Origin of the sequence: Bradyrhizobium sp. INPA03-11B (genome assembly GCF_040446015.1) — a bacterium.
GTDB lineage: Bacteria > Pseudomonadota > Alphaproteobacteria > Rhizobiales > Xanthobacteraceae > Bradyrhizobium > Bradyrhizobium macuxiense_A.
Genome location: NZ_JASGSR010000109.1, coordinates 1 through 26,082, shown reverse-complemented (window position 1 = coordinate 26,082; position 26,082 = coordinate 1). Strand labels below are relative to the sequence as shown.

The window sequence follows — 26,082 nt, the reverse complement described above, 5'->3', positions numbered from 1 at the left end:
GCGACGACACGCTGTGGGCGGCGCGCAACGAATACCGGCTGCGTCATGTCGATGGCGAATTGCGGATGGCCAGCAAGAAGGTCATCCTCGTCAACAACGACAAGGCGATCTACACGCTCTCGTTCCTGGTCTAGGGAAGGTCTCGCCATGATCGACAAGGGCCCCGTTCTGCTCGACATCACCGACGGCATCGCGCGGTTGCGGCTCAACCGTCCCGATGCGGCCAACGGCATGAGCGCCGAACTCCTGAGCGCACTGTGCGACGCCATCATGGTCTGCCACGGCCATCCGGATCTGCGCGTTGTGCTGCTGAGCGGCGAGGGCACCAATTTCTGCGCGGGCGGCGATGTCCGTGCCTTTGCCTCCAAGGGCGAGAAGCTGCCGGACTATATCCGCCAGGCCACCGCCTATCTGCAGAATGCGGTGACCGGCTTGCTGCGGCTGGAAGCGCCGGTCATCGCTTCGGTACAGGGCTTCGCGGCGGGAGGCGGCGGCTTCGGTCTGGTCTGCGCCTCCGACATCGTGATCGCGGCGGAATCGGCAAAGTTCCTCGCCGGCGCGACGCGCGTGGCGATGGCGCCGGATGCGGGCGTCTCGGTCACGCTGTCGCGGTTGGTCGGCCTGCGGCGGGCGATGTCGATTTTGCTGACCAACCCGGTGATCCCGGCCGGGGAAGCATTGCAGATAGGCATCGTCACCAAGGTCGTGCCCGATGCCGAGCTTGCCGACGCATCGCTGGCGCTGGCCCGCGAGCTCGCGGCAGGTGCGCCGAAGGCGCTGGCGGCGACCAAGCGGTTGGTCTGGGCCGGCACCGGCACCAGCATTGAGCAATGCCTGTCGGAAGAGGCGCGCACGGTTGCCGAACTTTCGGGAACGGCCGACGCGCGCGAAGGGCTCGCCGCCGTGATCGAGCGCCGCAAACCTGTTTTCACGGGGCGCTGAAATGGCGATCTTGCCATTCGGGCGTCTCGATGGCCGCCGCGCCTTCGTCTCCGGCGGCGCGCGCGGCATTGGTGCCGCGATCGTGCGCAGCTTTGCCGGGGCAGGCGCCAGGGTCGTGATCGCCGATCTCGATGTCGCCGCCGCCTCGGAGCTCGCGCGGGAGACGGGGGCTCACGTCGCAGGGCTCGACGTCAGCGATGCGACGGCGGTGCAAACCGTGATGGCGCAGGACGGCCCGTTCGACATCGTCGTCAACAATGCCGGCATCGATCAGCACGCCTTCTTCACCGAGACCAGCGCGGAGGATTGGGCCCGGCTGATCGCGGTCAACCTCACCTCGGTCTTGGCCTGCACCCATGCCGCGCTGCCGGCGATGCAGGCGGCGCGCTTCGGGCGCATCATCAATGTTACGTCTGAGGCGGCGCGGCTCGGCTCCAAGGGCGGCGCGGTCTATTCCGCGGCCAAGGGTGGCGTGATCTCCTTCACCCGCAGCATCGCGCGGGAGAACGCGCGCTTTCGCATCACCGCTAACGCAATCGCGCCGGGACCGATCCGCACCCCGATGTTGGAGCAGGCGGTGGCGAAAGGCGGCGACAAGATCCTGCAGGCGATGACCGGCGCGACGCTGCTCGGCCGGCTTGGTGAGCCGGAGGAAGTGGCAGCCGCCGCGCTGTTCCTGGCGTCCGACCAGGCGGCCTATATCACCGGCGAGACGCTCGGCGTGTCCGGCGGCATGGGCATCGGCGGCTGATGGGTATCGCAGGCGACGATATCGCCATGACGCCGGTCGATCGTGCGATCGAGCGCCTGCGTGCGATCTATCGCGGCTGGACCCGCGAAACGTCTGTGGCGCAGATGCGCAGCGACTGGGACGAAGCCTTTGCCGGCTGCCCGGTGTCGGTGACGTGTCAGCCGGTCTCCGCCGGCGGCGTTGATGGCGAATGGCTGGTGCCATCGGGCGCACCGCGCGACAAGGCGATCCTGTATTTTCACGGCGGCGGTTTCCGCATCGGCTCGGTCGCCTCGCATCGCGACCTGGCCGCGCGGATCGCGGATGCATCGGGCTGCCGCGTGCTCTCGATCAACTACCGGCTCGCGCCGGAGCATCGCTTTCCCGCCGCGCTGGACGATGCGCTGACTGCCTATCAGTATCTACGCGATCAGGGGCTACGCCCGGCGGACATTGCGTTCGCCGGGGACTCGGCCGGCGGCAATCTTGTGCTCGCTGCAATGCTGGCAGCGCGCCACCGCGGCCTGCCGCTTCCCGCGGCGGGCGCGCTGATGTCGCCCTGGACTGATCTTGCCGCGACCGGCGCAAGTTACGAGAGCAGGGCCGAAGCCGATCCGATCCATCAGCGCGCGATGATCCTGGCGCTCGCCAAAAACTATCTCGGCAAGGACGGCGATGTCAGCGATCCGCTGGCTTCGCCGCTTTATGCCGATCTCACCGGACTGCCGCCGCTGCTGGTGCAGGTCGGCGACCGCGAAACCGTGCGTGACGACTCAACGGAGCTAGTTGCAAAGGCGAAGGCCGTCGGCGTCGACGTCGAACTCCAGGTCTGGGACCGCATGATCCATGTCTTCCAGATGTTCCCCGAGATTCCGCAGGCGCGAGAGGCGATCGCATCCCTCGCAGCTTTTTTGCGCAACCATCTTCACATCGGCCATGAGAGGGCGCCACAATGAACGTCATGACCTCGGATCCGCGCCAGCATACCGAAGCCGAATTTCATTTCTCGGAGCCGCCCAATCTGCCCGAGGAGCTGCGCATGCTGCGTGAGCAGGTGCGCCGCTTCGTCGAGAAGGAAGTGGTGCCGCATGCTGACGCCTGGGAGCGCGATGGCAAGATCCCGCGCGAGATCTATCGCCGCATGGGCGCGCTTGGCTTCCTCGGCATGCGCCACGCGGCCGAGTATGGCGGCACCGACATGGGGCCGCTGGCCTCGATGGTGTTCGCCGAGGAGCTCGGGCGCTCGAGCTTCGGCGGCTTCACCTCGTCGATCCTTGTGCATACCGACATGTCGGCGGTGCACATCAGCCTGCGCGGCACGCCGGAGCAGAAGCGGAAGTATCTGCCGGCGATCATCCGCGGCGAGACGGTCTGCTCGATCGCGGTGACCGAGCCCGACGCCGGCTCCGATGTCGCGGGTCTGAAGACGCGCGCGCGGCGCGATGGCGATCATTGGGTCATCAACGGCGCCAAGATGTTCATCACCAACGCGGTCTATGGCGATATCCTGATCGTCGCCGCGCGCACCGATCCTCATGCCAAGGGTAGCCGCGGCATCTCGCTGTTCATCGTCGAGCGCAACACGCCCGGCATCACGGCAACCAAGCTCGACAAGCATGGCTGGCTTTGCTCGGACACCGCGGAGCTCGCGTTCCAGGACGTGCGCGTGCCGGCCGAGAACCTGCTGGGCGAGGAGAACAAGGGTTTCTATGGCATCATGGAGACGTTCCAGAACGAGCGCATCTGCATCGGCGGCATCTGCGCCGGCGAATCCGCCAAGGCGATCGAGCTGACGACGAACTATGTGAAGACACGGCAGGCATTCGGCGGCCCGCTCTGGAATCAGCAGGGCGTACGGATGAAGCTTGCTCAGCTCGCCGCGAAGGCGGCTGCCGCGCGGGCGCTGGCCTATCAGGCCGCCGAGCTGGCCGCGGCCGGAAAGGAATGTCTCCGCGAAGTGTCGATGGTGAAGGCGCTGTCGCCAGAGGTGCTGCACGAGGTCGTGCATGGCTGCCTGCAACTGCATGGCGGCTCAGGCTTCATGCGCGGCACGCCGATCGAGCGCATGGTGCGCGACGCCCGGGTGCTGACGATCGGCGGCGGCGCCACCGAGGTGATGCTGGAAGAGGTTGCCAAGCGGATGTGAGGGGCCTTACCTCGCCCCGCCTGCGGGGAGAGGTCAGATCGCATCGCAAGATGCGATCTGGGTGAGGGGGTACAGGACTATCCATCCACACGACTCGTGGAGAGAGGCCCCTCACCCCAACCCTCTCCCCGTAAGAACGGGGCGAGGGAGCACACCTACGTCGGGGCTACGTCTACTTCGCCTGCTTGCAGCCGAGCACCCTGCCCAACGGTCCGCGCCGCGATGCCCGGCTTCAGCCGCCAATCCTGTCCAAAGTCCGCGAGCGGATGAAAGAACAGCGGCTCGGTCGTCTCGATCTGCCGCAGCCGCTTCGCGTAGTCGTCGAGATAGCGATGCCGCGTCGCCTCATCGACGAAATTCACCGAATACGACACGAACGGCGGCAGCACCTTGCAGCCGGCATAGGCCAGCATGCCGTTCTGGATCGGCCACAGCACCACATCGAGCGCGCCGACCAGCCCGTCAGGCGCGCACATGCCGGGATAGGCGGCGGTCGAGGTCACGACCATGGCGCGGCGGCCAGCGAGGCCGCCGGTATCGTAGCGGCGGCCGCTGCCGTAGACCGCGCCGTTGACGAACACGCGATCGATCCAGCCCTTCATGATGGCGGGGACGGAGAACCACCACAGCGGAAACTGCAGGATCAGCAGATCACACCACAGCAGCTTTTCGATCTCGGTCGCGATGTCGCCGCTGAGCGCGCCATGTTGCAGATTGTGTTTCTGCTCGCGATCATATTGCAGCCGGTCGGGAAACCGCCGCGTACCGAAATCATCTGATGTCGCCACCGGATTGAAGCGCATGGCGTAGAGGTCGGAGATCCTGACGGTGTGCCCGAGCGCGGTGAGCTCCGCGACCGACCGCGCCAGCAGCGCAGCGTTGAACGACTGCGTCTCTTGATGGGCAAATACGATCAGGACCTTCATCGCTCTAGTCCACCGGCTTGAAGCTGAGCGTTTTCGCATCAGCCTGCATGATCTGCAGCTTCTGGTTGGAGAAGCGGACGCCGGGGCCGAAGCTGATCGGCGCCATCACGCCGGTTTCGACGTTCTTGGTCTTCTCCAGCTCCGAGATGGTGCAGGCCCAGGTCGGCTGCTTGCCGCAGCGCTCGATCGCCGCGATCAGGACCTTCGCGGCGGCATAGCCGGTCATGGTGTAGCGGTTGATGCCCTTGAACTCGGCCTCCGAGACCAGCGGCTTGGCCTTCTCCAGGAACGCCTTGCCGGCTGCGCCCGCGAACGGTTCGACATAGTCGACCGCGTAGATGCCGTCGCCCGCCGGCCCCATCAGCTTCAACACCGGCTCGATCCTGCCGGGCCAGAAGATGCCGGTCACCGGCTTGATGCCGAGCTTCTCGAGCTCCTTCATCATCGCGATGTTCTCGGCGATGATGCCGCCGGCCAGGAACACCTCGGCGCCGGACTCCTTCAGCTGCAGCATGTCGGATGAGAAGTCCTGCTGGCCCTTCTTGTAATTGCCGCTGTAGACGACGGTCAGCTTCTTGGCCTTGACCACGGAATCGAAGCCGTCGTGCACGGTGATGCCGTAATCGTCGTCCTGAGTGATCAGGCCCCACTTCTTGCCGGGGGTCTTGTCGGCGAGGAAGTTGACGAGGTGGATGATGCCTTCCTCGTAGGATTGCCCGACCACGAACACGTTCTTGCGCGGCGGCTCCCACAGGAATTTGACCGGCGCGACGTCGATCACGGTCGGGATGCCCGACTTCTCCAGCACCGGCATGACAGCGATCGACTGGCCCGAACCGGAGATGCCGATCATTGCGAACACCTTGTCGACGTCGATCACCTTCTTGACGCCCTGGATGGTCCGCGCGGTGACGTAGCCGTCGTCCTCCAGCACATATTTGATCTTGCGGCCGTTGATGCCGCCGGCGGCGTTGGCTTCGGCGATCGCGATCTTGTGGCCGATCGAGGCCGCAACGCCGAGCAGTGCCGGCGGGCCGGTCAGCGGTTCGACGTCGCCGATCAGGATCTCGGTGTCGGTGATCCCGGGATCGGCGGCGCGAGCCGGGTCGGTGGCAAGACAGGCGGTGGTGAGCAGCAGCGATGCTGCCGCCAGATGTTTGATCATTGTTTCCTCCTCATGGTGTTGCGTCTTTTTCTTGTTAGTAGCGCAGCGGCCAGTGCACCCAGGCTCGCTTGATGTCATGCCAGGCGCCGACCAGCCCCCTCGGCTGGAAGCGCAGGAACAGGATGATGACGAGGCCGTAGAGCATGCTCTTCAGCTCCTGCGCCCCGGTCGTGAAGGTCGCGTCCATCTGCGCGCTGAACAGGCTGAAGACCAGCCTGGTCGCCTCCGGCAGCAGAACGATCAGGACAGTGCCGAGCGCCGCGCCGAGCGCCGAGCCGAGCCCGCCGACGATCAGGATCGCCAGCGCCTCGATCGAGAGCAGGAACGGAAAGCCCTCGACGCTGACGAAGGACAGATAGATGCCGTAAAGCGCGCCGGCGATGCCGGTGATGAAGGCCGAGGTGACGAACGCGAACAGCTTGTAGGCATGCAAATTGATGCCCATGACGCGGGCCGCGGTATCGTTGTCCCGGATCGCGACGAAGGCGCGGCCGACCCGGCTGCGGCGGATGTTGAGGGTGGCGAACAGCGTCAGTGCCGCGATCGCGAGGCAGAGATAGGTGAAGGCGGCATCGCTGTCGAAGCTGATGCCGAGGATCTCGGGCCGCTGCACCTGGATGCCGCGGGCGCCATTGGTGAGCCAGCGCATCTCCAGGATCACGGTGTTGATGATGAAGGAGAAGGCGAGTGTGGTGATGGCGAGATAGAGCCCCTTGAGCCGCAGCGACGGCGCGCCGACGATCAGGCTCGCCAGCGCCGGCACCACGCCGGCGCCGAGGAAGCCGACCAGCGGCGGCATGTGATATTTCGACACCAGCACCGCATAGGCATAGGCGCCGGTGACGAGGAAGCCGACATGTCCGAGCGAGATCAGGCCGGTGTAGCCGGTCAGGATATTGAGCCCGAGCGCGCCGGTCACCGTGATCAGGATGATCATCAGGAACGACAGCGCATAGGAGTTGAGCAAATAGGGCGCTGCGATCAGCGCCAGCAGCAGCACGACCGACCACTGCCACACCGGCGGGGAATCGATCAGCGCAACCAGCTCGCCATAGCTCTGCTTGTAATCGCCGGTCCGCATCACACCCTCTCGATATCCCGTTCGCCGAAAATGCCGAACGGGCGGACCATCAGCACCACGATGATCATGGCAAAGCCCGCGACCTCCTTCATGCCGGAGCCGAGATAGCCGCCCGCCAGGTTTTCGGTGATGCCGATCAGGAGGCCGCCGAGGCCGGAGCCCAGCACGGCGTCGAGCCCGCCCAGGATCGTGGCCGGAAACGCCTTCAGCCCGAGCTGGAACATCGCCGGCGACAGATCGTAGGACAGCGCGAAGAACACGCCGCCGATGCCGGCGATCACCGAGGAGGCAGCCCAGGCCAACGCATGGACCTTTGTGGCGCTGATGCCCATCAACAGCGCGGTGCGGTCGTCGGCCGCGACCGCGCGCATTGCGACGCCGACCTTGCTGTAGCGGAAGAACGCCCAGATCGCGACGAGGAGCAGAAGCAGCGTTGCGATGACGGCAAGCTGCCCGGTGCGCACGCCGATGCCGCCGAGATGCACGATGCCGCGGCCCATGCCGATATCGAGCCCATGCGGATAGGCGTCCCAGATGAAGTTGATCGCCGAGCGCAGGATCACCGCGAGCCCGATCGTGACCATCACGGTCGCGAACACCGGCTCGCCCAGCATCGGCCGCATCACGAGCCGCTCGATGATCAGCCCGAGCAGGACCGCAGCGAGGATCGCGCCGATGGCAACCACGAACACGTTCCCGCCGACCGTGGTCGAGATCGTCCAGGCGATATAGGCCGTGATCATGGTCATCTCGCCCTGGGCGAAATTGACCAGCCCGGTCGATTTGTAGATCACCGCAAAACCCATCGCGATCAGGCCGTAGATCGCGCCGATCGCTAGCCCCGAGATCAGAAGCTGGATCAGATACTGCATTCAGCCCTCCGCCCGGTAGATGATCGCGAGCTCGCGCGCGAACTTCTTCTCGATCATGGCGCGGCGCACCTTCTGCGTGGCGGTCAGCTCGCCGTCGTCGTGGTCGAGCTCCTTCTCCAGGATGGCGAAGCGCCTGATGTTCTCGACCCGCGCGAAACGCTTGTTGGTCTCACCCACGATGCGCTCGACCAGCTCGTGCACTTCCGGCAGCTGCGACAGCGACTTGTAGTTGGTGTAGGCGAGCGCCCGGTCGCGCGCCCAGCGGCCGACATTGTCGTAATCGACCTGCACGATGGCGCCGAGGTACTTTTTGGCCTCGCCGACCACGATCGCTTCCTTGATGAACTCGGAATCCTTAAGCGCATTCTCGATCTCAGACGGAGCGATGTTCTTGCCGCCGGCGGTGATGATGATCGCCTTCTTGCGATCGACCACGGCGATCTCGCCATTGTCGAGGATGTCGATGATATCACCGGTGCGCAGCCAGCCGTCTTGTTCCAGAGAGGCCGTCGAGGCATTCTCGTCGAGGAAGTAGCCCTTGAAGACGCCGGGGTTGCGCAGCAGGATCTCGCCGTCGGCATCGAGTTTCCATTCGGTCTGCGGTAGCGGCACGCCGCAACCACCGATCCGGTGGTGACCCTCGGTCTGGATGAAGGCGACGCCGCCGCTTTCAGTGAGGCCATAGCCCTGCGACACCGGGCGGCCGATGATGTCGAAGAAGCGCAGCATCTCCGGCGAGATCGAGGCGCCGGCGCAGAGCCGGTGCCGGCTGTAGGCGAAACCGAGATGGCGCTGCAAATTGCGGAACATCAAAAGATAGAGCAGCCCATAGGCGGCGTGATCGAGCCAATTGGCTTTGCCGGCCTGCCGGCGGTCGGACAGCGTACGGCCCCAGGCGAGGCAGGCCTTGGTGAAACTCTGCCGCAGCCGGCCGCTTTCGCCGAGCCGGAACAGAAAGCCCTGCTGCAGCTTCTCGTAGATGCGCGGCACGCCGACAAAGAACGTCGGCGCAATCTCGCGGATGTTGATCGCGACCGTGTCGATCGATTCGGCAAAGGAGACGGTGCCGCCGAGCACGAGATGCGTGACCGTGCCGTAGCAGCGTTCGGCGACATGGCACAGCGGCAGATAACTCACCGCCTCGAACGGCTTGTCGGCGATCCCGACGGTTTTGGCATAGGCATAGGCGGCGTAGACGAGATTGCGATGGGTGAGCATCGCCCCCTTGGGCGGGCCGGTCGTGCCCGAAGTGTAGACCAGGATGCAGACATCGTCGGGCGCGCCCTGGCTGATCAAGCGATCGAGGGTAGCGTTGGTCTCCGGATTCTCCCGCGCATATGTCGTGCCGCGCTCGCACAGCGCCGCGAACGACATCAGCTGCGATTGGCGATAGTGCCGGAGGCCCTTCATGTCGACGCAGACGATGGCCTCGAGATCCGGCAGGCCGCCATTGTTGGCCATCGCGTCGTGCACCTTGTCGGTCTGCTCCTGATCGCCGGTGACGACGACACGGGCGCCGGAATGCTTGACGATATATTGCAGCTCGACCCAGGGATTGGTCGGATAGATGCCGACCGCGACCGCGCCGATCATCTGGGCGCCGAGGTCGGCGTAAAACCATTCCGGCGTGTTCTCGCCGGCGATGGCGATGCGGTCACCGGGCTTGATGCCGAGCGAGAGCAGGCCCAGCGCGACAGCGCACGCCGTTTCGTAATAGTGCCGCCAGGAATACGGGTTCCAGATGCCGTAGTCTTTCTCGCGCAGCGCCAGCGCGTCGCCATGCATGGCGGCGCGCTGCCGCAGCAATTGCGGGATGGTGATGGCGGCATCCGCGAGCGCCGCCTGCAACGTGTCGGCTCCCGCCGCAGATGCGCTGCGCACGGCACTGTCGTGCAGCGGCGGATGGGTGGTGCGCAGGCTGTCCAGCGTCGACATCATGCGCCCGCCTTTGTCATCGCTTCAGCGCGCTGGCCACCGAGATAGGCCTCCGCGACGGCCGGATCGCGCCTGATCTCGTCGGGCGTGCCCTCGGCGATCTTGCGGCCGAAATTCAGCACATGGATGCGGTCGGAAATGTCCATCACGATGCGCATCTCATGCTCGATCATCACGACGGTGATGCCGAGCTCGTCCCGGATGTCGAGCACGAAGCGCGCGATGTCCTCGGTCTCCTCCTGGTTCATGCCGGAGACCATCTCGTCGAGCAGCAGCAGTTTTGGCTCGCAAGCGAGCGCCCGGGCGAGCTCGACGCGCTTCTGCTGGCCATAGGACAGGGTGCCGACCACGGCGTCCCTGATATGCTCGATCTCGAGGAATTCGATGATGTGCTCGACGCGCTGCCGGGCCGCGATCTCTTCGTTGCGGGTGCGGCCGAAGAACACCACGGCGTCGAGCACGGTCGAGCGCAGATGCGTGTGGCGGCCGATCAGGATGTTCTCGACCACGGTGCCGTGCTTGAACAGCGCTAGATTCTGGAAGGTGCGGCCGATGCCGACGGCGGCGAACTTCCACGGCGAAATCGTCGCAAGATCGATGCCGTCGAAGATGATGCGGCCGCCGCTCGGCCGCAGCACGCCGGAGATCATGTTGAACAGCGTGGTCTTGCCGGCGCCGTTCGGGCCGATCACGCTGCAGATCTCGCCTCGGCTTACTTCAAGGCTGACATTGCCGACCGCCTGCAGGCCGCCGAAGCGCTTTGACAGGTTCTCGATTGCGAGCAGCGCGGTCACGACAGCCACCGCTTGCGGCGCTTGTAGTGCTTGACGTCGCGCAGGCTCTTGCGGCCGGACGAGGAAACGCCGAGATAGAATTCCTGGACGTCCTCGTTGGCGGTGAGCTTTTTGGCCGGGCCGTCGAGCACGACGCGGCCGGTCTCCAGGATGTAGCCATAGTCGGCAATATCGAGCGCGCGCTGCGCGTTCTGTTCGACCAGCAGCACGGTCATCTTCAGCTCGTCGCGCAGGCGGACGATCACCTCATAGATGCGATCGATGATCAGCGGCGCGAGGCCGAGCGACGGCTCGTCGAGCGCCAGCAGCACGGGATCGGTCATCAGCGCGCGGCCGATCGCGAGCATTTGCTGCTCGCCGCCGGACATGTAGCCGGCGATCTGGTCACGCCGCTCGTGCAGCCGCGGAAACAGCGCAAATACCTTGTCGCGGCGCTCGCGCGCCTCGGCGCCGGTCCTGGTGTAGCCGCCCATCTGCAAATTCTCGTCTGTTGTCAGCGCCGCGAACACGCGGCGGCCCTCCGGCACCTGGACGATGCCGCGGCGGACCAGTTCGTCCGGCGCGAGGCGATGCACCTCGTCATTGCGGAAGCGGATGCTGCCGTTCTCGATCACGCCTTCCTCGGTGTAGAGGATGCCGGACATCGCCTTCAGCAATGTCGACTTGCCGGCGCCGTTGGAGCCGAGCAAAGCGACGATGTTGCCCTCGGGCACCGCGATCGAGACATCGCGGATCGCCTCGATCGCGTTGTCGTAGACGATCCGGATGTTGCGGAATTCGAGCAGGGCATCCGTTGCCGTGAGCGGCGCTGCCTGCGGCGTCAGATGCGGGATCGTCGTCGGCATCTTGCTCAGACCCGGCCGGCCGAGCGGCGCTGGCGCGTGGCGAGGATCGTGTCGGTGACGATCTTGGCGGTCTCGGCGCAGGCCTGGGTGCCGCCATTGCCATACTGCTTCACCGCGTCGCCGACACACCACAGGCCCTCGATGCCGGTCTCGCGCGGCAGGTCGTAGCCAGCGCAGCTGCGTTGCGCCGGCCAGTCGTCCCGCATCACCCGGATCGACAGGATTTTCGCCTGGTCGAAATTGGCGAACTGCTCGCGAAGGTCTTCCAGCGCGAGCGCGACCTCGGCGTCCCCATCGAAATCGCCGAGCGCTGGCACCGGCACCGCATAGGCGACGTAGAGATGCCAGCCTGGCGGAGCCAGCTCCGGACAGGTCGCGGACAGATTGGCCATGTTGCAGAGCCGGCGCGTCTTGCCGAAGGTGACGATGCCGGGATGGTTGATCAGCGGCTCGCGGCTCGCGACGTTGATCACGATGTTGGCGGCCGGGCGCAGATCGTTCTTCACCTTGGCGACGTAATCCGCCGGGAAGGCCTCGCTGCCGGCGAGCGCGACAGTGGCTTTCGGTCCGGCATTGCTGATGACGAGGTCGGTGTCGATCCGCACCCGCTCGCCGTTCCGCATAACGGTGACGCCTTCGACGCGGCCGTTGGCGCTGTGGATCGTGGTCGCCGGCGTGCCGAGCCAGATATCGCCGTTGCGCTCGATCGCGCTGCCGAGGCTGTTCCAGACGCCGATCGTTCCCTGCGGGCAGAAGCCGAATTTCTTGAAGGCACCCTTGCTGGTGAAATAGGTGAGGAAGGCGCGGGCAGGCAGCTCGGCGGCGTTGCAGGCGAAGATCGCCGCGCAGAGGTTGCGGAACAGCGCATGCACCGTGGCGTTGCTGGTGTAGCCCTTCAGCCAGTCCTCGGTCGATTGCCGTCCGTCGGGCAGATTGCCGGAGCGGGCATCGGCGAATTTTTCCAGGATGCGCGAGGCCTGTTTCGTGAGCTGCCCGAGCAGCAGCGACCAGCCGCCGCGGCCGACGTCGATCACCTTGCCGTCGATGAAGAACGAGCTCGCGGGCTCCGGCGCGCGGATGTCGAGCGGCGCGCCGACGGTGTGGAAGGTCTCCTCGAAGACGCCGCCGAACTCGATCGCGATCGCGCCGATATTGACCTTGAAGCCGTCGATCTCCTCGGTCGAGGCGCGGCCGCCAAGCCGGTCCTTGTCGTCAACGACGAGCGTATGCAACCCGCCATGGGCGAGGCGCGCCGCGGCGCACAGCCCGCCGGCGCCGGCTCCGATCACGACAGCATCGATCCTCTGAGTATCCACGCGCAGCCTCCCTCGATGCCGCCGGGTTGGTCCCGGCGTGCGCAATCCGCTTGCTTGATGACAGGCAGTCTAATATAATCCGACCGGTCGTTCAAATTATTTTTTGACGCAGGTCAAAGCCTGGATGCGCGTGGTCGAACAGTTCTGGTGGATGGTGCCCGCAAAGGGGAGGAGGGCGCGGAGCCGCAGTAGTATAGAGAGACGGCGGCTGACCGATTCCGGCGGCGCCGATGGTGGATGAGAGAGACAGGTATGGCGCGGACGCGCTCAGAAAATTACGACGAGATCCAGCGGGGCATTCTCACCACCGCCTGCGGCCTGTTCGCGCGGCAAGGCTATATGCGTGCCTCGATCGCCGACCTTGCGGATGCCTGCAAGCTGTCGCGCGGCGCGCTGTATCATTATTTCGATTCGAAGGAAGCGATCCTGTTCGCGATCCTCGATGCGCATATCCGCGAGATGATCGCCGATGTCGAAGCCGCGATGGCCGGCAGGACGGCGACGCTGGAGCAGTTCCGCGCCGCGATCCAGGCCATCGTCGCGCTCAACGCACGCTCGAGCGACGAGCAGCGCGTCATCCTCAACGACCTCTCGTTCCTCGGCGAGACCGAGCAGGATGCGATCAAGGCGCTGGAGCGCCAACTGGTCGACACGGTCTCCGATCTTCTGGTCAAGCTCGACAAGGAAGGCAAGATCGTCAAGCGGACCAAGAAGATCTACAGCATGATGCTGTTCGGCATCCTGAACTTCAGCCACACTTGGTACGACCCGAAGGGCGGCATCGATCCTCACGAATTCGCCGACATGGTGGTGGACCTGTTCCTGTACGGTTTTACCATGCCGGTGCCGGCGAAGGATGCCGCCCGGCCGCTGCGCCAGCGCGCGTGAGCTGGTGCGTCTTCAGGGCGGCGGCGTTACTTCTGCAGAATGTGCACGTAACAGACAGCGCCCACGCCGACCATGTGCGCCAGTCCGGTTCGCGCGCCGCCATGCTGGCGCGGGCCCGCTTCACCACGCAGCTGCATCACGATCTCGCTGATCTGGCCGATACCGGTCGGGCCGATCGGATGTCCCATCGCGATCAGGCCGCCGGAGGGATTGATCGCACATTGCCCGCCGATATCGAGCGCGCCCTCCTTCAGCATGCGAACGCCATGCCCCTCTGGACAGAGTCCGATGCTCTCGATGTAGTGCAGCTCCTCGACCGTGAAGGCGTCGTGCAGCTCGATGATGTCGAGGTCTTTCGGCGCCAGCTTGGCCTGCGCCAAAGCGAGGTCGGCGGTTTCCTTGGTGAGCGCCGCGTCGAAGCCAGCGCCGGGCGGATAGACCCGCTCGCTGCGGCCGACCGACGCCGTGGTACGGATGGCACGGCCGGCGTCGATGCCTAATCTGCGAATGCCGTCCTCGGATGCGACGATGACCGCGGCGGCGCCTTCGCCGATCGGCGTGCATTGCAGTGCCGTCAGCGATCCCGACACCCGCTTGCCGCCGAGCACCTCGTCGAGCGTGCGCTCCTGCTGCCGCTGTGCATTGGGATTCTTCGCCCCGTTGCGATGGTTCTTCACTGCGACCAGCGCGATGTCCTCGGCCGTGGCGTTGTGACGGACCGAATATTCATTGGTCAGCATAGCGAAATGGGTGAAGGGGACGATGGCGTCCTCGGCGAGGTTTCCGATGCCGGTGTCGGCGCGGCGCACCGGATTGCGCTTGTCGACGCCAATGGCGAGCGCAACGTCGGAGATGCCGCTCGCGACCTCGATGCAGGCGTGGCGGAACGCGGTCGATCCGGAGGCCGACGCATTCTCGACATGCATCAGCGGTGCGCCGGTCGCGCCGAGATGGCGCAGCATCGGCCGCCCCGACGCCATGCCGAGCAGCGCGGTCGCGACATAGCTCGATTCCACCGCGGGCCATTCGACGCGCGCATCCGCCAGTGCAGAGCGGATCGCGGTGAGGCCGAGCTCCACATAGGGCGTCTCGCTCGGGTTCTGATAGCGGTGCCAGCCGATGCCGACGACATAGACCGGGCGCAGTTCGTTGAGTGATCGTGTCATGGCGGAGCTCCGGGTCGATCAGGATGCGATGCTGAAGCGGAGATCGAGCACGGTCTCGCCGCTCTCGCTTTGTCCGACTGAAGCGAGCCGGCCGGTCACGCGCTGTCCCGGCGCAACCGGTGCGCTGTCATCGGCCAGCAGGGTGCGGATCACAGGCCCGTCGTCGAGCGCAACCTTGACGATGGTGAAGGGGGCCGGGCGGTTCTTGTCGGCGTGCAGGTGAACGGTCGCTTCCGCAAGCAGCGTTCCATTGGCCGATAGCTCGCAAGGCGTCAGCGCATCGCCATGGCTGCCGCAGCGCTCGCAGCCATAGGTCTGCATCGGGAAGAACACGTATCCGCAGCGGCACCGGCCGCCCTTGAGGCGCACCGTCGCCCCCTCCCGATCATTTGACCCCGCGGAATACAGGCCTGGTTTCAACAGCTTGCTCGGTTGCATGGTTTCCTCCAAAGAAACTTGTTGACTAACCAACAAACATTATTCTAGCTTGAATGCAAGCAAGAAGTGGCCGCATGGCAAAGGGAGCGAAGCTGAATGGCACGAGCAGTTCGACGCGCGCAGGAGCCGCGGGATGACGCGCCGGCGTCACGGCGGACGCAGGTCGAGCGCCGCGACGAGGCAGAGCGGCGGATCCTTGAAGCCGCCGCGCAGATCGTCGCCGAAAACGGCCTCGAGGCGATCACCCTGGCGGAGGCCGGCGCGCGCGCCGGTTACAGCCGCGGGCTGCCGTCACACTATTTCAAGACCAAGGCGGATCTGCTGTCGGCGCTCGGCGCCTATATCATCGATTCATTCATCACCGATCGCCGCGCCGCTTCGCCCGAACTGACCGGCTATGACGGCCTGATCGCATCGTTCAAATATTACTTCGTGATGCCGGCGCGGGCGCCGGTCATGGCGCGCGCGTTTCACGCCGTGCTCGCCGGCGCACTCACCGTGCCGCCGATCACGGCGACGGTCGCCAAGCTCAACCGAGAGACGCGAGGCGAGATCGCCGCCGGCCTCAGGGCAGGGATCGTCGCGGGCCGCTTGCGCGCCGACATCGATCTGGAAACCGAGAGCGCGCTGATCCTCGCCGGTCTGCGCGGATCGGTGGCGCAGTGGCTGGTCGATCCGGAGGGCGTCGATCTCGAGGCCATCAGCGCGCGCTTCATTGCCACGGTCGAGGGAAGGCTGGCGAAATGAGCATTCTGCCGAACAGCATCGAGTATTGGGCGGCCAATCGCCCCGATGATGTCGCCTTCATCGAAAGTGATCGCCGGTTGACATGGTCGCAGCTCAACGATGCCGCGAACCGTGTTGCGCATGGCCTGGCGGCCCGCGGCGTTGTCGCCGGCGACATTGTGGTGCTGCGGACCCAGATCCGGATCGAGTGGCCGATCCTGAGCGAGGCGATCGGCAAGCTGCGCTGCTCGCTGCTCGGCCTGAACTGGCGGCTGACGCCGTCGGAGACGCAGTATGTGCTGTCCAACAGCGGCGCCCAGGTCGTGGTCTGCGACGATGAGGATCCCGCGGCACTGAAGCCCGCATTCGAGGGCTTGCCGATCAAGCTCGCGGTCTCGATCGGCGTGGCATCGCCCGGCTTCGTCGCATTCTCCGAACTGCTCGAGGCGTCTGCCGAGCCGGCGCTGCATTCAACCGGCCGGCCGCCGCTGATCCTCTACACCTCGGGCACCACCGGCCTGCCCAAGGGCGTGGTCTCGGTGCTGCAGCCCGGCGTGCAGATGGATGCCCGCATCAGCGAATATCTCTCCGACGTGGCATCGACCCGGCGCGGTCAGCCCGGCGGGGTGTCGCTGTTGACGCTGCCGCTGCATCACGGCGCAGGCCCCTCCCAGGTCTGGGGCGCGATCCAGCTTGGCAATCCGACCGTCATGATGCGCCGTTTCGACCCCGAAGGCGCGCTTCGCCTGATCGCGCAGCATCGCGTCACCAACTGGACCGGCGTCCCCACCATGTACAAGCGCCTCGCGGCGCTGCCGAAGGACGTGCTCGATACCTACGACGTGTCGTCGATCCGTGCGCTCTCGGTCGGCGCGGCCCCGGTGCCCTTCGAGCTCAAGCGCTGGATCATCCGTTATTTCGGTGGCGGCGTTCTCGGCGAAGGCTACGGCGCCACCGAGGTCGGCATGATCAGCTTCCTGCCGCCTGAGATGCAGGAGCTCAAGCCGGGCTCGAGCGGCCGTCCGCACAAGCATGTCGACATCTCCATTCGCGATACCGAGGGGCACGAGCTGCCGCGCAACCGGTCCGGCGAGATCTGGATCAGGACGCCGGTGACGATCCGCTCTTACCTGAACGGCAAGCCGCTCGGAGCCGACACGCGCGACGACGACGGATATTTCCGCGTCGGCGATGTCGGGATGCTCGACGGCGACGGCTATCTGTTCATCACCGATCGCGCCAAGGACATGATCATTGCCGGCGGCGTCAACATCTACCCGGCCGAGATCGAGGCTGCGATCCTCCGGCACCCCGATGTGCAGGACGTCGCTGTCATCGGAATCCCCGACGACGAGTTCGGCGAGCAGGTCAAGGCGTTCTGCGAGCTGAAGCCGGGCCACGAAACCGACGAGGCCGCGATCCTCGCGTTCTGCCGCGACCACCTTGCTTCGTACAAGCGGCCCAAGACGCTGTCGATTGTCGATGAACTGCCACGCAACACCATGGGCAAGCTGCTCAAGCGTGAATTGCGCGAGCCCTATTGGAAGGGACGGGAGAGAAACGTATGAATGATATCCTTGATTTGAACGGCAAGGTGACGCTGATTACCGGTGCGGGCCAGGGCGTCGGGCGCCAGATCGCGCTGCATTTCGCCGCGCACAACGCGGCCGGCATCGTCGTCAACGATTACTTCCTTGAGCGCGCCGAACAGGTCGCGCGGGAAATCAATGCCGCCGGCGGCAAGGCGATCGCGGCGCAGGCCGACGTCACCGATCTCGCCTCGGTGAAGGCGATGATCGGCAAGGCCGAGCAGGCTTTCGGCCCGGTCGACGTGCTCGTCAACAATGCCGGCAATGCCGGCGCCACGCCTGACCCCGACGCGCGTAAGCCGTTCTGGGAGACCGGCCCGGAGGTCTGGAACAGCTTCATCGGTGTCAATCTCTACGGCGTCATCAACTGCGCCTCGGCCTGCATTCCGCAGATGATCGAGCGCAAGGGCGGACGCATCGTCACCATCATCTCGGATGCCGGCCGCGCCGGCGAAGCGGGCCTCGAGGTCTATTCGGGCGCAAAGGCGGGCGCTGCGGGCTTCACCCGTGCGGTCGCGCGATCGCTCGGTCGTCACAACATCACGGCGAACTGCGTGGCGATTGCCGCCACCCTGACCCCTGCGATCGAGGCGCGGCTGAAGGCCAATCCCGAGATGCAGAAGAAGATGATGGAGAAATACGTCATCCGCCGCCCCGGCCTGCCGTCCGACGTCGCCAACATGGTGCTGTTCCTCGCCTCCGATGCGAGCGCGTGGATCACCGGCCAGACCTATCCGGTCAATGGCGGCTTTACCTTCGCATTGTGAGGCGCAGCGATGACCACTGAAAACGAACAGGTCGTTCTGACCGAGCGGCGCGGCCACATCCTCGTCGTCACCCTGAATCGTCCCGAAGCGCGCAATGCGTGCAACCTCGCGCTCGCACGCGGCATCTCCGATGCGATGGATCTGCTCGACGCGGAGGATGCGCTGTTTGTCGGCGTCATCACCGGCGCGGGCGGCAATTTTTCGGCCGGCGCCGATCTCAAGGCGGTGGCGCGCGGCGAGCGCGGTGTCACCGAGCGTGGCGGCTTCGGATTGTTTCGCCGGCCGCCGCGCAAGCCGCTGATCGCAGCAGTCGAGGGCTATGCGGTCGGCGGCGGGCTCGAGCTCTGCCTGTCCTGCGATCTCATCGTCGCCGCGCGCGACGCCAAGATGGGCCTGCCGGAAGTCCGGCACAATGTCGTCGCCGTCGGCGGCGGCCTGTTCCGACTGCCGAAGCGGATTCCCTATCACGTCGCCATGGAGCTGGCGCTGACCGGGCAGTTCAAGGGCGCGGAGTACTTCGAGCGCCTCGGCCTCGTGAACCGGCTCGTCGAACCCGGGCAGGCGCTCGACGCCGCGATTGCCTTCGGCAACGAGATCCTGGTCAACGGCCCGACCGCGCTCGCCGCCTCGAAGGAGATCGTCTTCCAGGCCGCGAACTGGACCGACGAAGCGGGATGGACCGCACAGGCGCCGATCGCGGAGCGCGCCTTCAACTCCGAGGACCGCGTCGAAGGCCTGAAGGCGTTCGCCGAGAAGCGCAAGCCGGTGTGGAAGGGACGCTGATCATGCAGGCCGCTGCCCGCCGGAGCGCGCTTCCGGCCGCGATCGCGCAGCGGCTTCGGCTGCCGCTGATCGCAGCGCCGATGCTGCGTGTATCCGGTGTCGATCTCGTCACCGCGGTCTGCCGTGCCGGCGCGATCGGTGCGTTTCCGACCGCGAACGCGCGCTCGGTCGAAGAGCTCGATGCCTGGCTCACCCAGATCGAGCGCGGTGTCGCCGAACCCGGCCGCCCGGCCGCACCGCATTGTCCGAACCTCATCATCCGCCAGCCGCGCTTCAAGGACGATCTCGCCTGCCTGGTCCGGCACAGGGTCGAGATAGTCATCACCAGCGTCGGCTCGCCGGCTGCGGCCGTTCAACCGCTGCATGATGTCGGCTGCCTGGTGTTTGCGGATATCGCCTCGCTGCGGCATGCGGAGAAGGCGATCGAGGCCGGCGCCGATGGTTTGATCCTGCTCACGGCAGGGGCCGGCGGGCAGACCGGCTGGGCCAATCCATTCGCCTTCGTGCGCGCGGTGCGCGCCATGTTCGACGGTCCGGTCGTGCTCGCGGGCGGCGTGACCGACGGCACCGCGCTCGCCGCGGCGCGGCTGCTCGGCTGCGATCTTGCCTATATGGGAACGCGCTTCATCGCTGCGCGCGAGAGCATGGCGAGCGATGCCTATCGGAGGATGCTGGTCGACAGCACGCTCGACGACATCATGCTGACCAAGGCCTTCACCGGGCTCGACGCCAGCATGCTGCGGCCCTCGATCGTCGCCGCGGGCCTCGATCCCGCAAATCTCGACGAGGCCGTGTCGGAGGCGCGTGCGCGCGAAAAGTTCGGGGGCAAGAGCGACGCTGAAGGACCACGGCGCTGGATCGAGGTCTGGAGTGCCGGGCATTCGGTCTCCGGCGTCCATGCGGTGACGGGAGCTGCCGCCATCGTCGACGAGATCGCCGCGCAATATCAATTGGCATTCGAAAGAGGCGCCGCATAAGGCGCCCAATCCAACGGAGGAAACCATGATGACGATCAGCCGTCGAACGCTGCTCGGGACGACGGCGGCCGCGCTCGCGGCGTCGATTGGCGGCAAGGTATTTGCCGGCGCTTCCTATAATCCTGGCGCCAGTGACGCAGAAATCCGTATCGGGCAATTCGGACCGCTCAGCGGCCCGGTGTCGTCGTTCGGTGTGCTCGCCAATGCGATGGATGCCTATTTCCGCATGCTGAACGACGCCGGCGGCATCAATGGCCGCAAGATCAAGTTCATCAACTATGACGACGCCTACAGCCCGCCGAAATCGGTCGAAGCGGCGCGGCGTCTGGTCGAAGGCGACGAGGTGCTGTTCATCGCCGGCGCGATGGGAACGCCGGGCAACATCGCCGTGCAGAAATATTTGAACGCGCGAAAGGTCCCGCAGCTGTTCCTGGCGGCGGCCGCCAGCAAGCTGTCGGATCCGGCCACCAATCCGTGGACCATGGTCGGCGGATCGACCTACGAGATCGAAGGAGGCGTCGTCGGCCGCTACATCGCCGGCTCCACGCCCGATGCGAAGATCGGCGTGCTGTACCAGAACGACGATGCCGGCAAGGCAACGCTGTCGGGCCTGAAGGCGGGATTGGGCGCGAAGATCGCGCAGATCGTCTCCGAGCTGAACTATTCGGTCGGCGATCCCACCATCGATTCCCAGGTCGTCCAGATGAAACTGTCCGGCGCCGACGTGGTGTTCCTCATCACCATCCCGAAGATGGCGAGTCAGGCGCTGCGCAAGATGGCCGCGCTCGAGTGGCGGCCGCAGGTGTTTCTCGGCGCCGGCAACGCCTCGGTGCGCGCGACGCTGAAGCCCGCGGGTTTCGAGACTGCCCAGGGCATTCTCGCCTTTGCGACCCGGATGGACCCCGGCAATCCGCTCTGGGCCGAGACGCCGGACATGAAGCAGTACATGGCGTTCCTCGACCGTTACGTCCCGAATGCCGACCGCGCGGACGACCTCTACGCCATCGGCTACACCGCCGCCGCAACCGCGGCTCACGTCATCAGCCAATGCGGCGACCAGCTGACGCGCACCAACATCCTGCACCAGGCGACCAACCTGAAGAACTTCGCCGCGCCGCTGCTAATTCCAGGCATCACCCTCAACACCACGCCGAGCGATTATGTGCCGATCAAGCAGTTTCAGCTGATGCGGTTCAAGGGCGAGGCCTATGAGAAGGTCGGCGAGCTGCTCACCGCGGCCTGACCCATCACGTCGCCTGCACATCCTTGTGATGGGCGTCGTGGGGCGCCGCGCGTAACACATGCGCGGCACGCTGCGTAGTCCTGCCACGAACGCCGCAACAGCGGCCGATGGTGGCATCGCAGCAAAGGAAGAAACATCCGCATGAATCTGTCGTTCAACATCGCCGAACGGGGCGAGGGGTCTTTTGGTCTGCTCGCGATCCTGCGCTGGGTCATGGTGGTGATCTTCGTGTCGTTCGGCATGCAGAAATTCACGCTGCAATCGGCGCAAGGCATCGTGCAATTCATCAGCAACAGCCCGTTCGTCTCATGGCTGTCGGTGTTCGGTCTCCGCGGCGAGGCCTATGTGCTTGGCGTCGTCGAGTTCGGCATTGCGGTGCTGCTGGCTGCCGGCGCCTTCAGCCCGGTCCTGTCGGCGATCGGCGCGCTGATGGGCGTGATCACCTTTGCGGTGACCTGGTCGTTCTTCTTCACGACACCCGGCGTGGTGAAATGGAGCCTGTCGACCGACCCGATGGCCTGGAACCTGGCCGGCGAGTTCCTGTTCAAGGACATCGTGCTGCTCTGCGTCTGCCTCGTGCTGCTGCTGGCGTCGTTGCCGCGGTCGATCGTCCCACTGCGTGGCAAGTAGGTTCCGCGCCGCGCGATCGTTGGTTAACCCGCGCTTAAACGGGAACCGCGTGCATCCGCGATCTGGAACAGACGATTCGTCGCACCTCGCTGTGTCTTGTCACTTGAATTCGGTCGGCTTATGCAACCCTCGATTGACAATTTGTTGCTAGTAAGAAACGGTCCCCAGTTGGGAGCGGAATGTGACGAAGTCAGACATATCGGTGACCGGCCCGGCAGGGGCCGGTACGGCGTTTCCGTCCAAGCCGATTCCCTGCATTTTTAAAGATCCCGCTTTTTTTAATTCCATTGCAGTTCCCGCACCGTGGCTGGAGTGGGAGGGCGGTCGCGATCGCGGTTTCCGGTAGTGACCGCTGGAACAGCGATCGGGCCGCCCCTTCCCCAGCCGGGACAGGTAACGGTGAAATGCGCGCAATCGTGAACGCGGACGCCTGGGCTCCATCGCTAGGATCGCGATGTCGCCATCTCGCGGTGGCTGAACAGATCAGCCTGCGGATGACATCGCAACATGGTTCCGATTTCGCTCTTGATGAAACACTGGCTCCCCGTCCGGATCGCAGCCGTCGTGCTTGCCGTCGCAGTTAGCGCGCTCGCGGGGGCGCGTGCGGATTCCGACATGGATGCGCTGATCAGGGACATCGTCACGACAGAACTCGCACCGACCGCGACCGCGTCCGATCCGGGCGGACTCGCCGCCGCGGTCTATGCCGGCGGCCGGCTCAGCTTCGTCAACTACGGTTTCGCCGACGCCGCGGACAAGCGGCCGGTCACGTCGGACACGCTGTTCAACCTTGCCTCGCTGCGCAAGCTGTTCGAGGCGACGCTGGTCGCACTCGCCACGGAGCGCGGTGAATTGCGATTGGACGATCCGGTTGGAAAGATTCTGCTCGAGTTGCACGGCGACTATATCAGCCACGTCACCGTCGGCGAGCTCGTCAACCATACGTCGGGGCTGCTGCTGCCGACCGACCATCCGCCCTGGCCGAACGAGACCTTCAGCCGCGATCAGTTCATTGCGATGCTCAATGCGTGGACGCCGCCTGAGGGCGTCGAGCCCGGCAAGCAACGCATCTACAGCCATGCAGGCTATGTCCTGCTGCAGCTGGTGCTGGAACGGCGCTATCGCATGCCGATCGCGACGTTGATCGAGAGCCGCATCCTCAAGCCGCTCGGCATGGCGTCGACCTTTGTTCCGGATCGTGCCGAAGACAACCGCGCGACGCTTGCGCCGGAGATCATGCAGCGCATGGTCCAGGGCTACTCCGATCAGGGCACGCCGATCGGCCCAATCGGCAATCAGCAGAGCTATTACGATTTTCCGGGCTCCGGCCAGATGTTCTCCTCGGCGCGCGATCTCGGCATCCTGCTGCGGGCCTGTCTCGACGGCGGAGTGGTCGATCCCGAATTGCGCGCGGCATTGCAGATGACCATGCGCGAGAGTTTTCGTGTCGATGCGAAGTTCGGGCAGGCGATGGCATGGGAGCATGTGCGGCTCGACGGCGTCACCGTCATCGACAAGCCCGGCGGTCTCAACAATGCCTCGGCCTATGTCGGCCTGGTGCCGGCGCGAAGGTTCGGCATCGTGCTGCTCGCCAATCGCGGCGACTACCCGCACGAGATCGCGCGCTACAGGATTCTGCCGGCACTCGCGCGACTCTGATCAAACGAACGCATTTTAGGAATAATGCGTGCCAGTCCGATGACACGGCCTGCACGGCCGGGCAGGGGATGCATGCAAAAATCGCGATGGCGCGGAACCATGATCGGCTGTATAAGCCGGTAGCTTCTTCTCCATGTTGAAGAGGCTGATATGAGTGATCTGCATAATTCCGATCTGCACGGTTGGCTTTCGCAACAGCCGCATGGCTTGCGAACCTACCGAACCCTCCAGGAAAAACTCGAGACCTTGAGCAGGCACGACCCCGAGCAACGGGCGATGTGCCGTCTGCTGAGCGGTCTCGTCGGCAATTACATCGAGGCCTTTGACGAGGAGCCGTTGCCCGTTGCGGTCGCCGACCGCGCCTATGGCCGGCTGCTCGATCTCGTAGCAAGCCTTGATTTCAAGGGAAATCCCGACCGGCGCCTCGCCGATATCAACCGCATCGCGTCCTGCGATCTCTTGAACTGATTGTGCTTTATCTGCGCGCCGCGGCTAGCTCGCGATAGAGCGCGGCGTAGCGGCTGGCGCGATTGTGCCAGGAGACGTCGGTGGCCATGCCGGCTAGCTGCAGTCGGCGCCAGGTCACCTTGTCGTTGAACAGCAGGTTCGCCGTGCGCAAGCCATGGGCGAGCGCCTCCGAGGTGACGGGTGCGAACTTGATGCCGGTTGCCGCACTGCCAGTGACTGCGGCTTCGTCGAAGCCCTGCACGGTGTCGGCGAGGCCGCCGACATTGGCAACGATCGGGACCGCGCCGTAGCGCAGCGCGCAGAGCTGGGTGAGGCCGCAAGGCTCGAAGCGCGACGGCACCGCGAGCGCATCGGAGCCTGCCTGGATCAGATGCGCCAGCGCCTCGTCATAGCCGATCACTACTGCGATCCGTCCGGGATTGTCGCGCGCCAGCGCAGCGTAGCGATCCTGCAGATCGCGATCGCCGCTGCCGAGCAGCGCGAGCTGGATGCCTTCGCCGAGCAAGGTCGGAATGTTGTCGAGCAGCAGGTCGAGCCCTTTCTGCCATGACAGCCGGCTGATGACGCCGAGCAGCATGGCATCCGGCGCCGGATCGAGCCCGAAGCGCCGCTGCAACGCCGCCTTGTTGGCGACGCGCTCCGCCATCTGCTCGGCGCTGAAGCGCGCAGCGATATCGGGGTCGGTGGCCGGATTCCACACCGCGATGTCGATGCCGTTGAGGATGCCGCTCAGCACATCGGAGCGTTCGCGCAGCAGGCCGCCGAGCCCCATGCCGCCCTCGTCGCTCTGGATCTCCTGCGCATAGGTCGGCGACACCGTCGTGATACGGTCGGCGAATTGCAGGCCGGCCTTGAGCAGGCTGATGGTGCCGTAATATTCGACGCCGTGCAGCGAGTAGGCCTCGCCCGGCAGGCCGAAGGTCGCGAGCATGTCCGGCGAGAACTGGCCCTGATAGGCGAGGTTGTGCACGGTCATCACCGTGCCCGGCCGCGGCCGCCCGCCATAATGCAGATAGGCCGGCGCGAGGCCGGCCTGCCAGTCGTGCGCATGCACGATGTCGGGGACGTAGGAGGCGATCGCGCCGCGGCCGATTTCCGCCGCCACCCGCGACAGCGCCGCGAAGCGGATGTCGTTGTCGGGCCAATCGCGGCCGTCGGGGCCGACATAGGGATTGCCGGGCCGCGCATAGAGATGCGGCGCGTCGAGCGCGAGCAGATCGAGGCCGTTATGGGTGCCGGCGAGCACGCGGACCGGCCCGCCGTAGAATTCCGGCCACTGCAGCAGCGTCTCCGCCGAGGCCAGCGCGTTCAGCACAGCCGGATAGCCCGGCACCAGCGTCCGCGTCGTGACGCCATGCTGTTGCAGCGCCGCCGGCAGTGCGCCGGCCACGTCGGCGAGGCCGCCGGTCTTGACGATCGGGTAGACTTCCGAGGCGACCGCGAGGACGCGCAGCTGCGTCATGTGCCGAGCCTGTCGATCATCGATTGCGTGATCAGCGTGATCCCGTTCTCGGTGGTGCGGAAGCGCTTGCCGTCGAATTCGGGATCCTCGCCGACCACGAGTCCTTCCGGAATCCGCACGCCGCGATCGATCACGACATTCCTGAGCCGCGCGCCGCGGCCGACATTGACATAGGGCATGATCACCGCGTTCTCGACATTGGCGTAGGAATTGACATGAACACCGGTGAACAGCAGCGACCGTCGAAGCGACGCGCCGGAGATGATGCAGGCGCCCGAGACCAGCGAGGTCACCGCCTGGCCGCGCCGTCCGTCCTCGTCGTGGACGAACTTGGCGGGTGGGGTGATCTCGGCATAGGTCCAGATCGGCCATGACCGGTCGTAGAGGTCGAGCTCGGGCACCACGTCGGTGAGATCGATGTTGGCGCCCCAATAGGCATCGACGGTGCCGGCATCGCGCCAGTAGGAGCGGGGATCATCGCCGGAGCGGACACAGGAATCGTTGAACTGATGCGCGATCGCCCGGCCGTGCTTC

25 protein-coding genes and 1 pseudogene are annotated in these 26,082 nt (G+C 65.4%); 14 read left to right on the top strand and 12 right to left on the bottom strand.

Annotation, left to right across the window (positions count from 1 at the left end; genetic code table 11):
* Positions 1 to 147: 147 nt before the first annotated feature.
* From QMZ05_RS32015 to QMZ05_RS32000, 4 genes are read left to right on the top strand one after another with little or no spacing between them, the layout of a single operon-like run.
* Positions 148 to 942 (top strand): enoyl-CoA hydratase-related protein, encoded by a 795-nt coding sequence (locus QMZ05_RS32015; protein ID WP_353704385.1) that lies wholly within the window; start codon positions 148 to 150, stop codon positions 940 to 942.
* A 1-nt stretch (position 943) separates the two neighbouring features.
* Entirely contained in the window at positions 944 to 1,693 is a 750-nt protein-coding gene (locus QMZ05_RS32010) for an SDR family oxidoreductase (RefSeq protein ID WP_353704384.1), read from the top strand.
* A complete protein-coding gene (locus tag QMZ05_RS32005) occupies positions 1,693 to 2,628 on the top strand; it encodes an alpha/beta hydrolase (protein ID WP_353704383.1) in 936 nt (311 codons plus the stop codon). Before QMZ05_RS32010 ends, QMZ05_RS32005 begins: the two co-directional genes overlap by 1 nt.
* Positions 2,625 to 3,818, top strand: a complete 1,194-nt coding sequence (locus QMZ05_RS32000) for an acyl-CoA dehydrogenase family protein (RefSeq protein ID WP_353704382.1) — start codon at positions 2,625 to 2,627, stop codon at positions 3,816 to 3,818. Before QMZ05_RS32005 ends, QMZ05_RS32000 begins: the two co-directional genes overlap by 4 nt.
* A 155-nt stretch (positions 3,819 to 3,973) precedes the next feature.
* Here QMZ05_RS32000 and QMZ05_RS31995 read toward each other — a convergent pair whose 3' ends face one another.
* Genes QMZ05_RS31995 through QMZ05_RS31960 form a run of 8 tightly spaced genes read right to left on the bottom strand, consistent with a single transcriptional unit; the run spans position 3,974 to position 12,752 of the window.
* A complete protein-coding gene (locus QMZ05_RS31995) occupies positions 3,974 to 4,744 on the bottom strand; it encodes an NAD(P)H-dependent oxidoreductase (RefSeq protein WP_353704381.1) in 771 nt (256 codons plus the stop codon).
* A 4-nt stretch (positions 4,745 to 4,748) separates the two neighbouring features.
* Positions 4,749 to 5,909, bottom strand: coding sequence for an ABC transporter substrate-binding protein (locus QMZ05_RS31990; RefSeq protein ID WP_353704380.1), 1,161 nt, complete (start codon positions 5,907 to 5,909; stop codon positions 4,749 to 4,751).
* A gap of 34 nt (positions 5,910 to 5,943) precedes the next feature.
* A complete protein-coding gene (locus tag QMZ05_RS31985) occupies positions 5,944 to 6,990 on the bottom strand; it encodes a branched-chain amino acid ABC transporter permease (RefSeq protein WP_353704379.1) in 1,047 nt (348 codons plus the stop codon).
* Positions 6,990 to 7,862: a branched-chain amino acid ABC transporter permease gene (locus tag QMZ05_RS31980; protein ID WP_353704378.1), complete on the bottom strand. Its 873-nt coding sequence runs from the start codon at positions 7,860 to 7,862 to the stop codon at positions 6,990 to 6,992. Before QMZ05_RS31980 ends, QMZ05_RS31985 begins: the two co-directional genes overlap by 1 nt.
* Positions 7,863 to 9,800: an AMP-binding protein gene (locus QMZ05_RS31975; RefSeq protein WP_353704377.1), complete on the bottom strand. Its 1,938-nt coding sequence runs from the start codon at positions 9,798 to 9,800 to the stop codon at positions 7,863 to 7,865. It abuts the gene before it with no gap.
* Positions 9,797 to 10,591: an ABC transporter ATP-binding protein gene (locus tag QMZ05_RS31970; RefSeq protein WP_353704376.1), complete on the bottom strand. Its 795-nt coding sequence runs from the start codon at positions 10,589 to 10,591 to the stop codon at positions 9,797 to 9,799. The genes QMZ05_RS31975 and QMZ05_RS31970 overlap by 4 nt, the downstream gene beginning before the upstream one ends.
* Entirely contained in the window at positions 10,588 to 11,436 is an 849-nt protein-coding gene (locus QMZ05_RS31965) for an ABC transporter ATP-binding protein (RefSeq protein WP_353704375.1), read from the bottom strand. Before QMZ05_RS31965 ends, QMZ05_RS31970 begins: the two co-directional genes overlap by 4 nt.
* A 5-nt stretch (positions 11,437 to 11,441) precedes the next feature.
* Positions 11,442 to 12,752 (bottom strand): FAD-dependent oxidoreductase, encoded by a 1,311-nt coding sequence (locus tag QMZ05_RS31960; RefSeq protein WP_353704374.1) that lies wholly within the window; start codon positions 12,750 to 12,752, stop codon positions 11,442 to 11,444.
* A 252-nt stretch (positions 12,753 to 13,004) separates the two neighbouring features.
* Here QMZ05_RS31960 and QMZ05_RS31955 point away from each other — a divergent pair, with 252 nt between their 5' ends.
* Positions 13,005 to 13,640: a TetR/AcrR family transcriptional regulator gene (locus QMZ05_RS31955; RefSeq protein WP_353704373.1), complete on the top strand. Its 636-nt coding sequence runs from the start codon at positions 13,005 to 13,007 to the stop codon at positions 13,638 to 13,640.
* Between the two features lie 26 nt (positions 13,641 to 13,666).
* Here QMZ05_RS31955 and QMZ05_RS31950 read toward each other — a convergent pair whose 3' ends face one another.
* Positions 13,667 to 14,806, bottom strand: coding sequence for a thiolase family protein (locus tag QMZ05_RS31950; protein WP_353704372.1), 1,140 nt, complete (start codon positions 14,804 to 14,806; stop codon positions 13,667 to 13,669).
* Positions 14,807 to 14,824: 18 nt separating this feature from the next.
* On the bottom strand, positions 14,825 to 15,244 hold the full coding sequence (locus tag QMZ05_RS31945; protein WP_353704371.1) for a zinc ribbon domain-containing protein: 420 nt from the start codon (positions 15,242 to 15,244) through the stop codon (positions 14,825 to 14,827).
* 96 nt (positions 15,245 to 15,340) lie between these two features.
* Here QMZ05_RS31945 and QMZ05_RS31940 point away from each other — a divergent pair, with 96 nt between their 5' ends.
* The 9 genes from QMZ05_RS31940 to QMZ05_RS31900 all read left to right on the top strand — a co-directional run bounded on the left by QMZ05_RS31940 (position 15,341) and on the right by QMZ05_RS31900 (position 24,086).
* Positions 15,341 to 15,991: a TetR/AcrR family transcriptional regulator gene (locus QMZ05_RS31940; RefSeq protein WP_353704370.1), complete on the top strand. Its 651-nt coding sequence runs from the start codon at positions 15,341 to 15,343 to the stop codon at positions 15,989 to 15,991.
* Positions 15,988 to 17,538, top strand: a complete 1,551-nt coding sequence (locus QMZ05_RS31935; protein WP_353704369.1) for an AMP-binding protein — start codon at positions 15,988 to 15,990, stop codon at positions 17,536 to 17,538. Before QMZ05_RS31940 ends, QMZ05_RS31935 begins: the two co-directional genes overlap by 4 nt.
* Positions 17,535 to 18,326, top strand: a complete 792-nt coding sequence (locus QMZ05_RS31930; protein WP_353704368.1) for an SDR family oxidoreductase — start codon at positions 17,535 to 17,537, stop codon at positions 18,324 to 18,326. Before QMZ05_RS31935 ends, QMZ05_RS31930 begins: the two co-directional genes overlap by 4 nt.
* 9 nt (positions 18,327 to 18,335) lie before the next feature.
* Positions 18,336 to 19,109, top strand: a complete 774-nt coding sequence (locus QMZ05_RS31925) for a crotonase/enoyl-CoA hydratase family protein (protein WP_353704367.1) — start codon at positions 18,336 to 18,338, stop codon at positions 19,107 to 19,109.
* 2 nt (positions 19,110 to 19,111) lie between these two features.
* Entirely contained in the window at positions 19,112 to 20,086 is a 975-nt protein-coding gene (locus QMZ05_RS31920; RefSeq protein WP_353704366.1) for a nitronate monooxygenase, read from the top strand.
* A 25-nt stretch (positions 20,087 to 20,111) separates the two neighbouring features.
* Entirely contained in the window at positions 20,112 to 21,329 is a 1,218-nt protein-coding gene (locus QMZ05_RS31915) for an ABC transporter substrate-binding protein (protein ID WP_353704365.1), read from the top strand.
* 141 nt (positions 21,330 to 21,470) lie between these two features.
* Positions 21,471 to 21,959 carry a DUF417 family protein gene (locus tag QMZ05_RS31910; RefSeq protein ID WP_353704364.1) on the top strand — a complete coding sequence of 163 codons (489 nt, stop codon included), beginning with the start codon at positions 21,471 to 21,473 and terminating at the stop codon, positions 21,957 to 21,959.
* Positions 21,960 to 22,487: 528 nt separating this feature from the next.
* Positions 22,488 to 23,618: a serine hydrolase gene (locus QMZ05_RS31905; protein ID WP_353704363.1), complete on the top strand. Its 1,131-nt coding sequence runs from the start codon at positions 22,488 to 22,490 to the stop codon at positions 23,616 to 23,618.
* 150 nt (positions 23,619 to 23,768) lie between these two features.
* Positions 23,769 to 24,086 carry a hypothetical protein gene (locus tag QMZ05_RS31900; protein WP_353704362.1) on the top strand — a complete coding sequence of 106 codons (318 nt, stop codon included), beginning with the start codon at positions 23,769 to 23,771 and terminating at the stop codon, positions 24,084 to 24,086.
* Positions 24,087 to 24,093: 7 nt separating this feature from the next.
* On the opposite strand, the gene glgA is transcribed toward QMZ05_RS31900, so the two are convergent.
* Positions 24,094 to 25,548, bottom strand: coding sequence for a glycogen synthase GlgA (gene glgA, locus QMZ05_RS31895; RefSeq protein ID WP_353704361.1), 1,455 nt, complete (start codon positions 25,546 to 25,548; stop codon positions 24,094 to 24,096).
* A pseudogene (locus QMZ05_RS31890) lies at positions 25,545 to 26,082 on the bottom strand (glucose-1-phosphate adenylyltransferase); the annotation flags it as partial. The pseudogene QMZ05_RS31890 and the gene glgA, both read right to left, overlap by 4 nt.

What these genes read in the sequence shown, in the direction of transcription:
- QMZ05_RS32015 (WP_353704385.1), top strand. Translation starts at nt 148, where the DNA reads ATGATCGACAAGGGCCCCGTTCTGCTCGACATCACCGACGGCATCGCG.
- QMZ05_RS32010 (WP_353704384.1), top strand. Translation starts at nt 944, where the DNA reads ATGGCGATCTTGCCATTCGGGCGTCTCGATGGCCGCCGCGCCTTCGTC.
- QMZ05_RS32005 (WP_353704383.1), top strand. Translation starts at nt 1,693, where the DNA reads ATGGGTATCGCAGGCGACGATATCGCCATGACGCCGGTCGATCGTGCG.
- QMZ05_RS32000 (WP_353704382.1), top strand. Translation starts at nt 2,625, where the DNA reads ATGAACGTCATGACCTCGGATCCGCGCCAGCATACCGAAGCCGAATTT.
- QMZ05_RS31995 (WP_353704381.1), bottom strand. Translation starts at nt 4,744, where the DNA reads ATGAAGGTCCTGATCGTATTTGCCCATCAAGAGACGCAGTCGTTCAAC.
- QMZ05_RS31990 (WP_353704380.1), bottom strand. Translation starts at nt 5,909, where the DNA reads ATGATCAAACATCTGGCGGCAGCATCGCTGCTGCTCACCACCGCCTGT.
- QMZ05_RS31985 (WP_353704379.1), bottom strand. Translation starts at nt 6,990, where the DNA reads ATGCGGACCGGCGATTACAAGCAGAGCTATGGCGAGCTGGTTGCGCTG.
- QMZ05_RS31980 (WP_353704378.1), bottom strand. Translation starts at nt 7,862, where the DNA reads ATGCAGTATCTGATCCAGCTTCTGATCTCGGGGCTAGCGATCGGCGCG.
- QMZ05_RS31975 (WP_353704377.1), bottom strand. Translation starts at nt 9,800, where the DNA reads ATGATGTCGACGCTGGACAGCCTGCGCACCACCCATCCGCCGCTGCAC.
- QMZ05_RS31965 (WP_353704375.1), bottom strand. Translation starts at nt 11,436, where the DNA reads ATGCCGACGACGATCCCGCATCTGACGCCGCAGGCAGCGCCGCTCACG.
- QMZ05_RS31955 (WP_353704373.1), top strand. Translation starts at nt 13,005, where the DNA reads ATGGCGCGGACGCGCTCAGAAAATTACGACGAGATCCAGCGGGGCATT.
- QMZ05_RS31950 (WP_353704372.1), bottom strand. Translation starts at nt 14,806, where the DNA reads ATGACACGATCACTCAACGAACTGCGCCCGGTCTATGTCGTCGGCATC.
- QMZ05_RS31945 (WP_353704371.1), bottom strand. Translation starts at nt 15,244, where the DNA reads ATGCAACCGAGCAAGCTGTTGAAACCAGGCCTGTATTCCGCGGGGTCA.
- QMZ05_RS31940 (WP_353704370.1), top strand. Translation starts at nt 15,341, where the DNA reads ATGGCACGAGCAGTTCGACGCGCGCAGGAGCCGCGGGATGACGCGCCG.
- QMZ05_RS31935 (WP_353704369.1), top strand. Translation starts at nt 15,988, where the DNA reads ATGAGCATTCTGCCGAACAGCATCGAGTATTGGGCGGCCAATCGCCCC.
- QMZ05_RS31930 (WP_353704368.1), top strand. Translation starts at nt 17,535, where the DNA reads ATGAATGATATCCTTGATTTGAACGGCAAGGTGACGCTGATTACCGGT.
- QMZ05_RS31925 (WP_353704367.1), top strand. Translation starts at nt 18,336, where the DNA reads ATGACCACTGAAAACGAACAGGTCGTTCTGACCGAGCGGCGCGGCCAC.
- QMZ05_RS31920 (WP_353704366.1), top strand. Translation starts at nt 19,112, where the DNA reads ATGCAGGCCGCTGCCCGCCGGAGCGCGCTTCCGGCCGCGATCGCGCAG.
- QMZ05_RS31915 (WP_353704365.1), top strand. Translation starts at nt 20,112, where the DNA reads ATGATGACGATCAGCCGTCGAACGCTGCTCGGGACGACGGCGGCCGCG.
- QMZ05_RS31910 (WP_353704364.1), top strand. Translation starts at nt 21,471, where the DNA reads ATGAATCTGTCGTTCAACATCGCCGAACGGGGCGAGGGGTCTTTTGGT.
- QMZ05_RS31905 (WP_353704363.1), top strand. Translation starts at nt 22,488, where the DNA reads ATGAAACACTGGCTCCCCGTCCGGATCGCAGCCGTCGTGCTTGCCGTC.
- QMZ05_RS31900 (WP_353704362.1), top strand. Translation starts at nt 23,769, where the DNA reads ATGAGTGATCTGCATAATTCCGATCTGCACGGTTGGCTTTCGCAACAG.
- glgA (WP_353704361.1), bottom strand. Translation starts at nt 25,548, where the DNA reads ATGACGCAGCTGCGCGTCCTCGCGGTCGCCTCGGAAGTCTACCCGATC.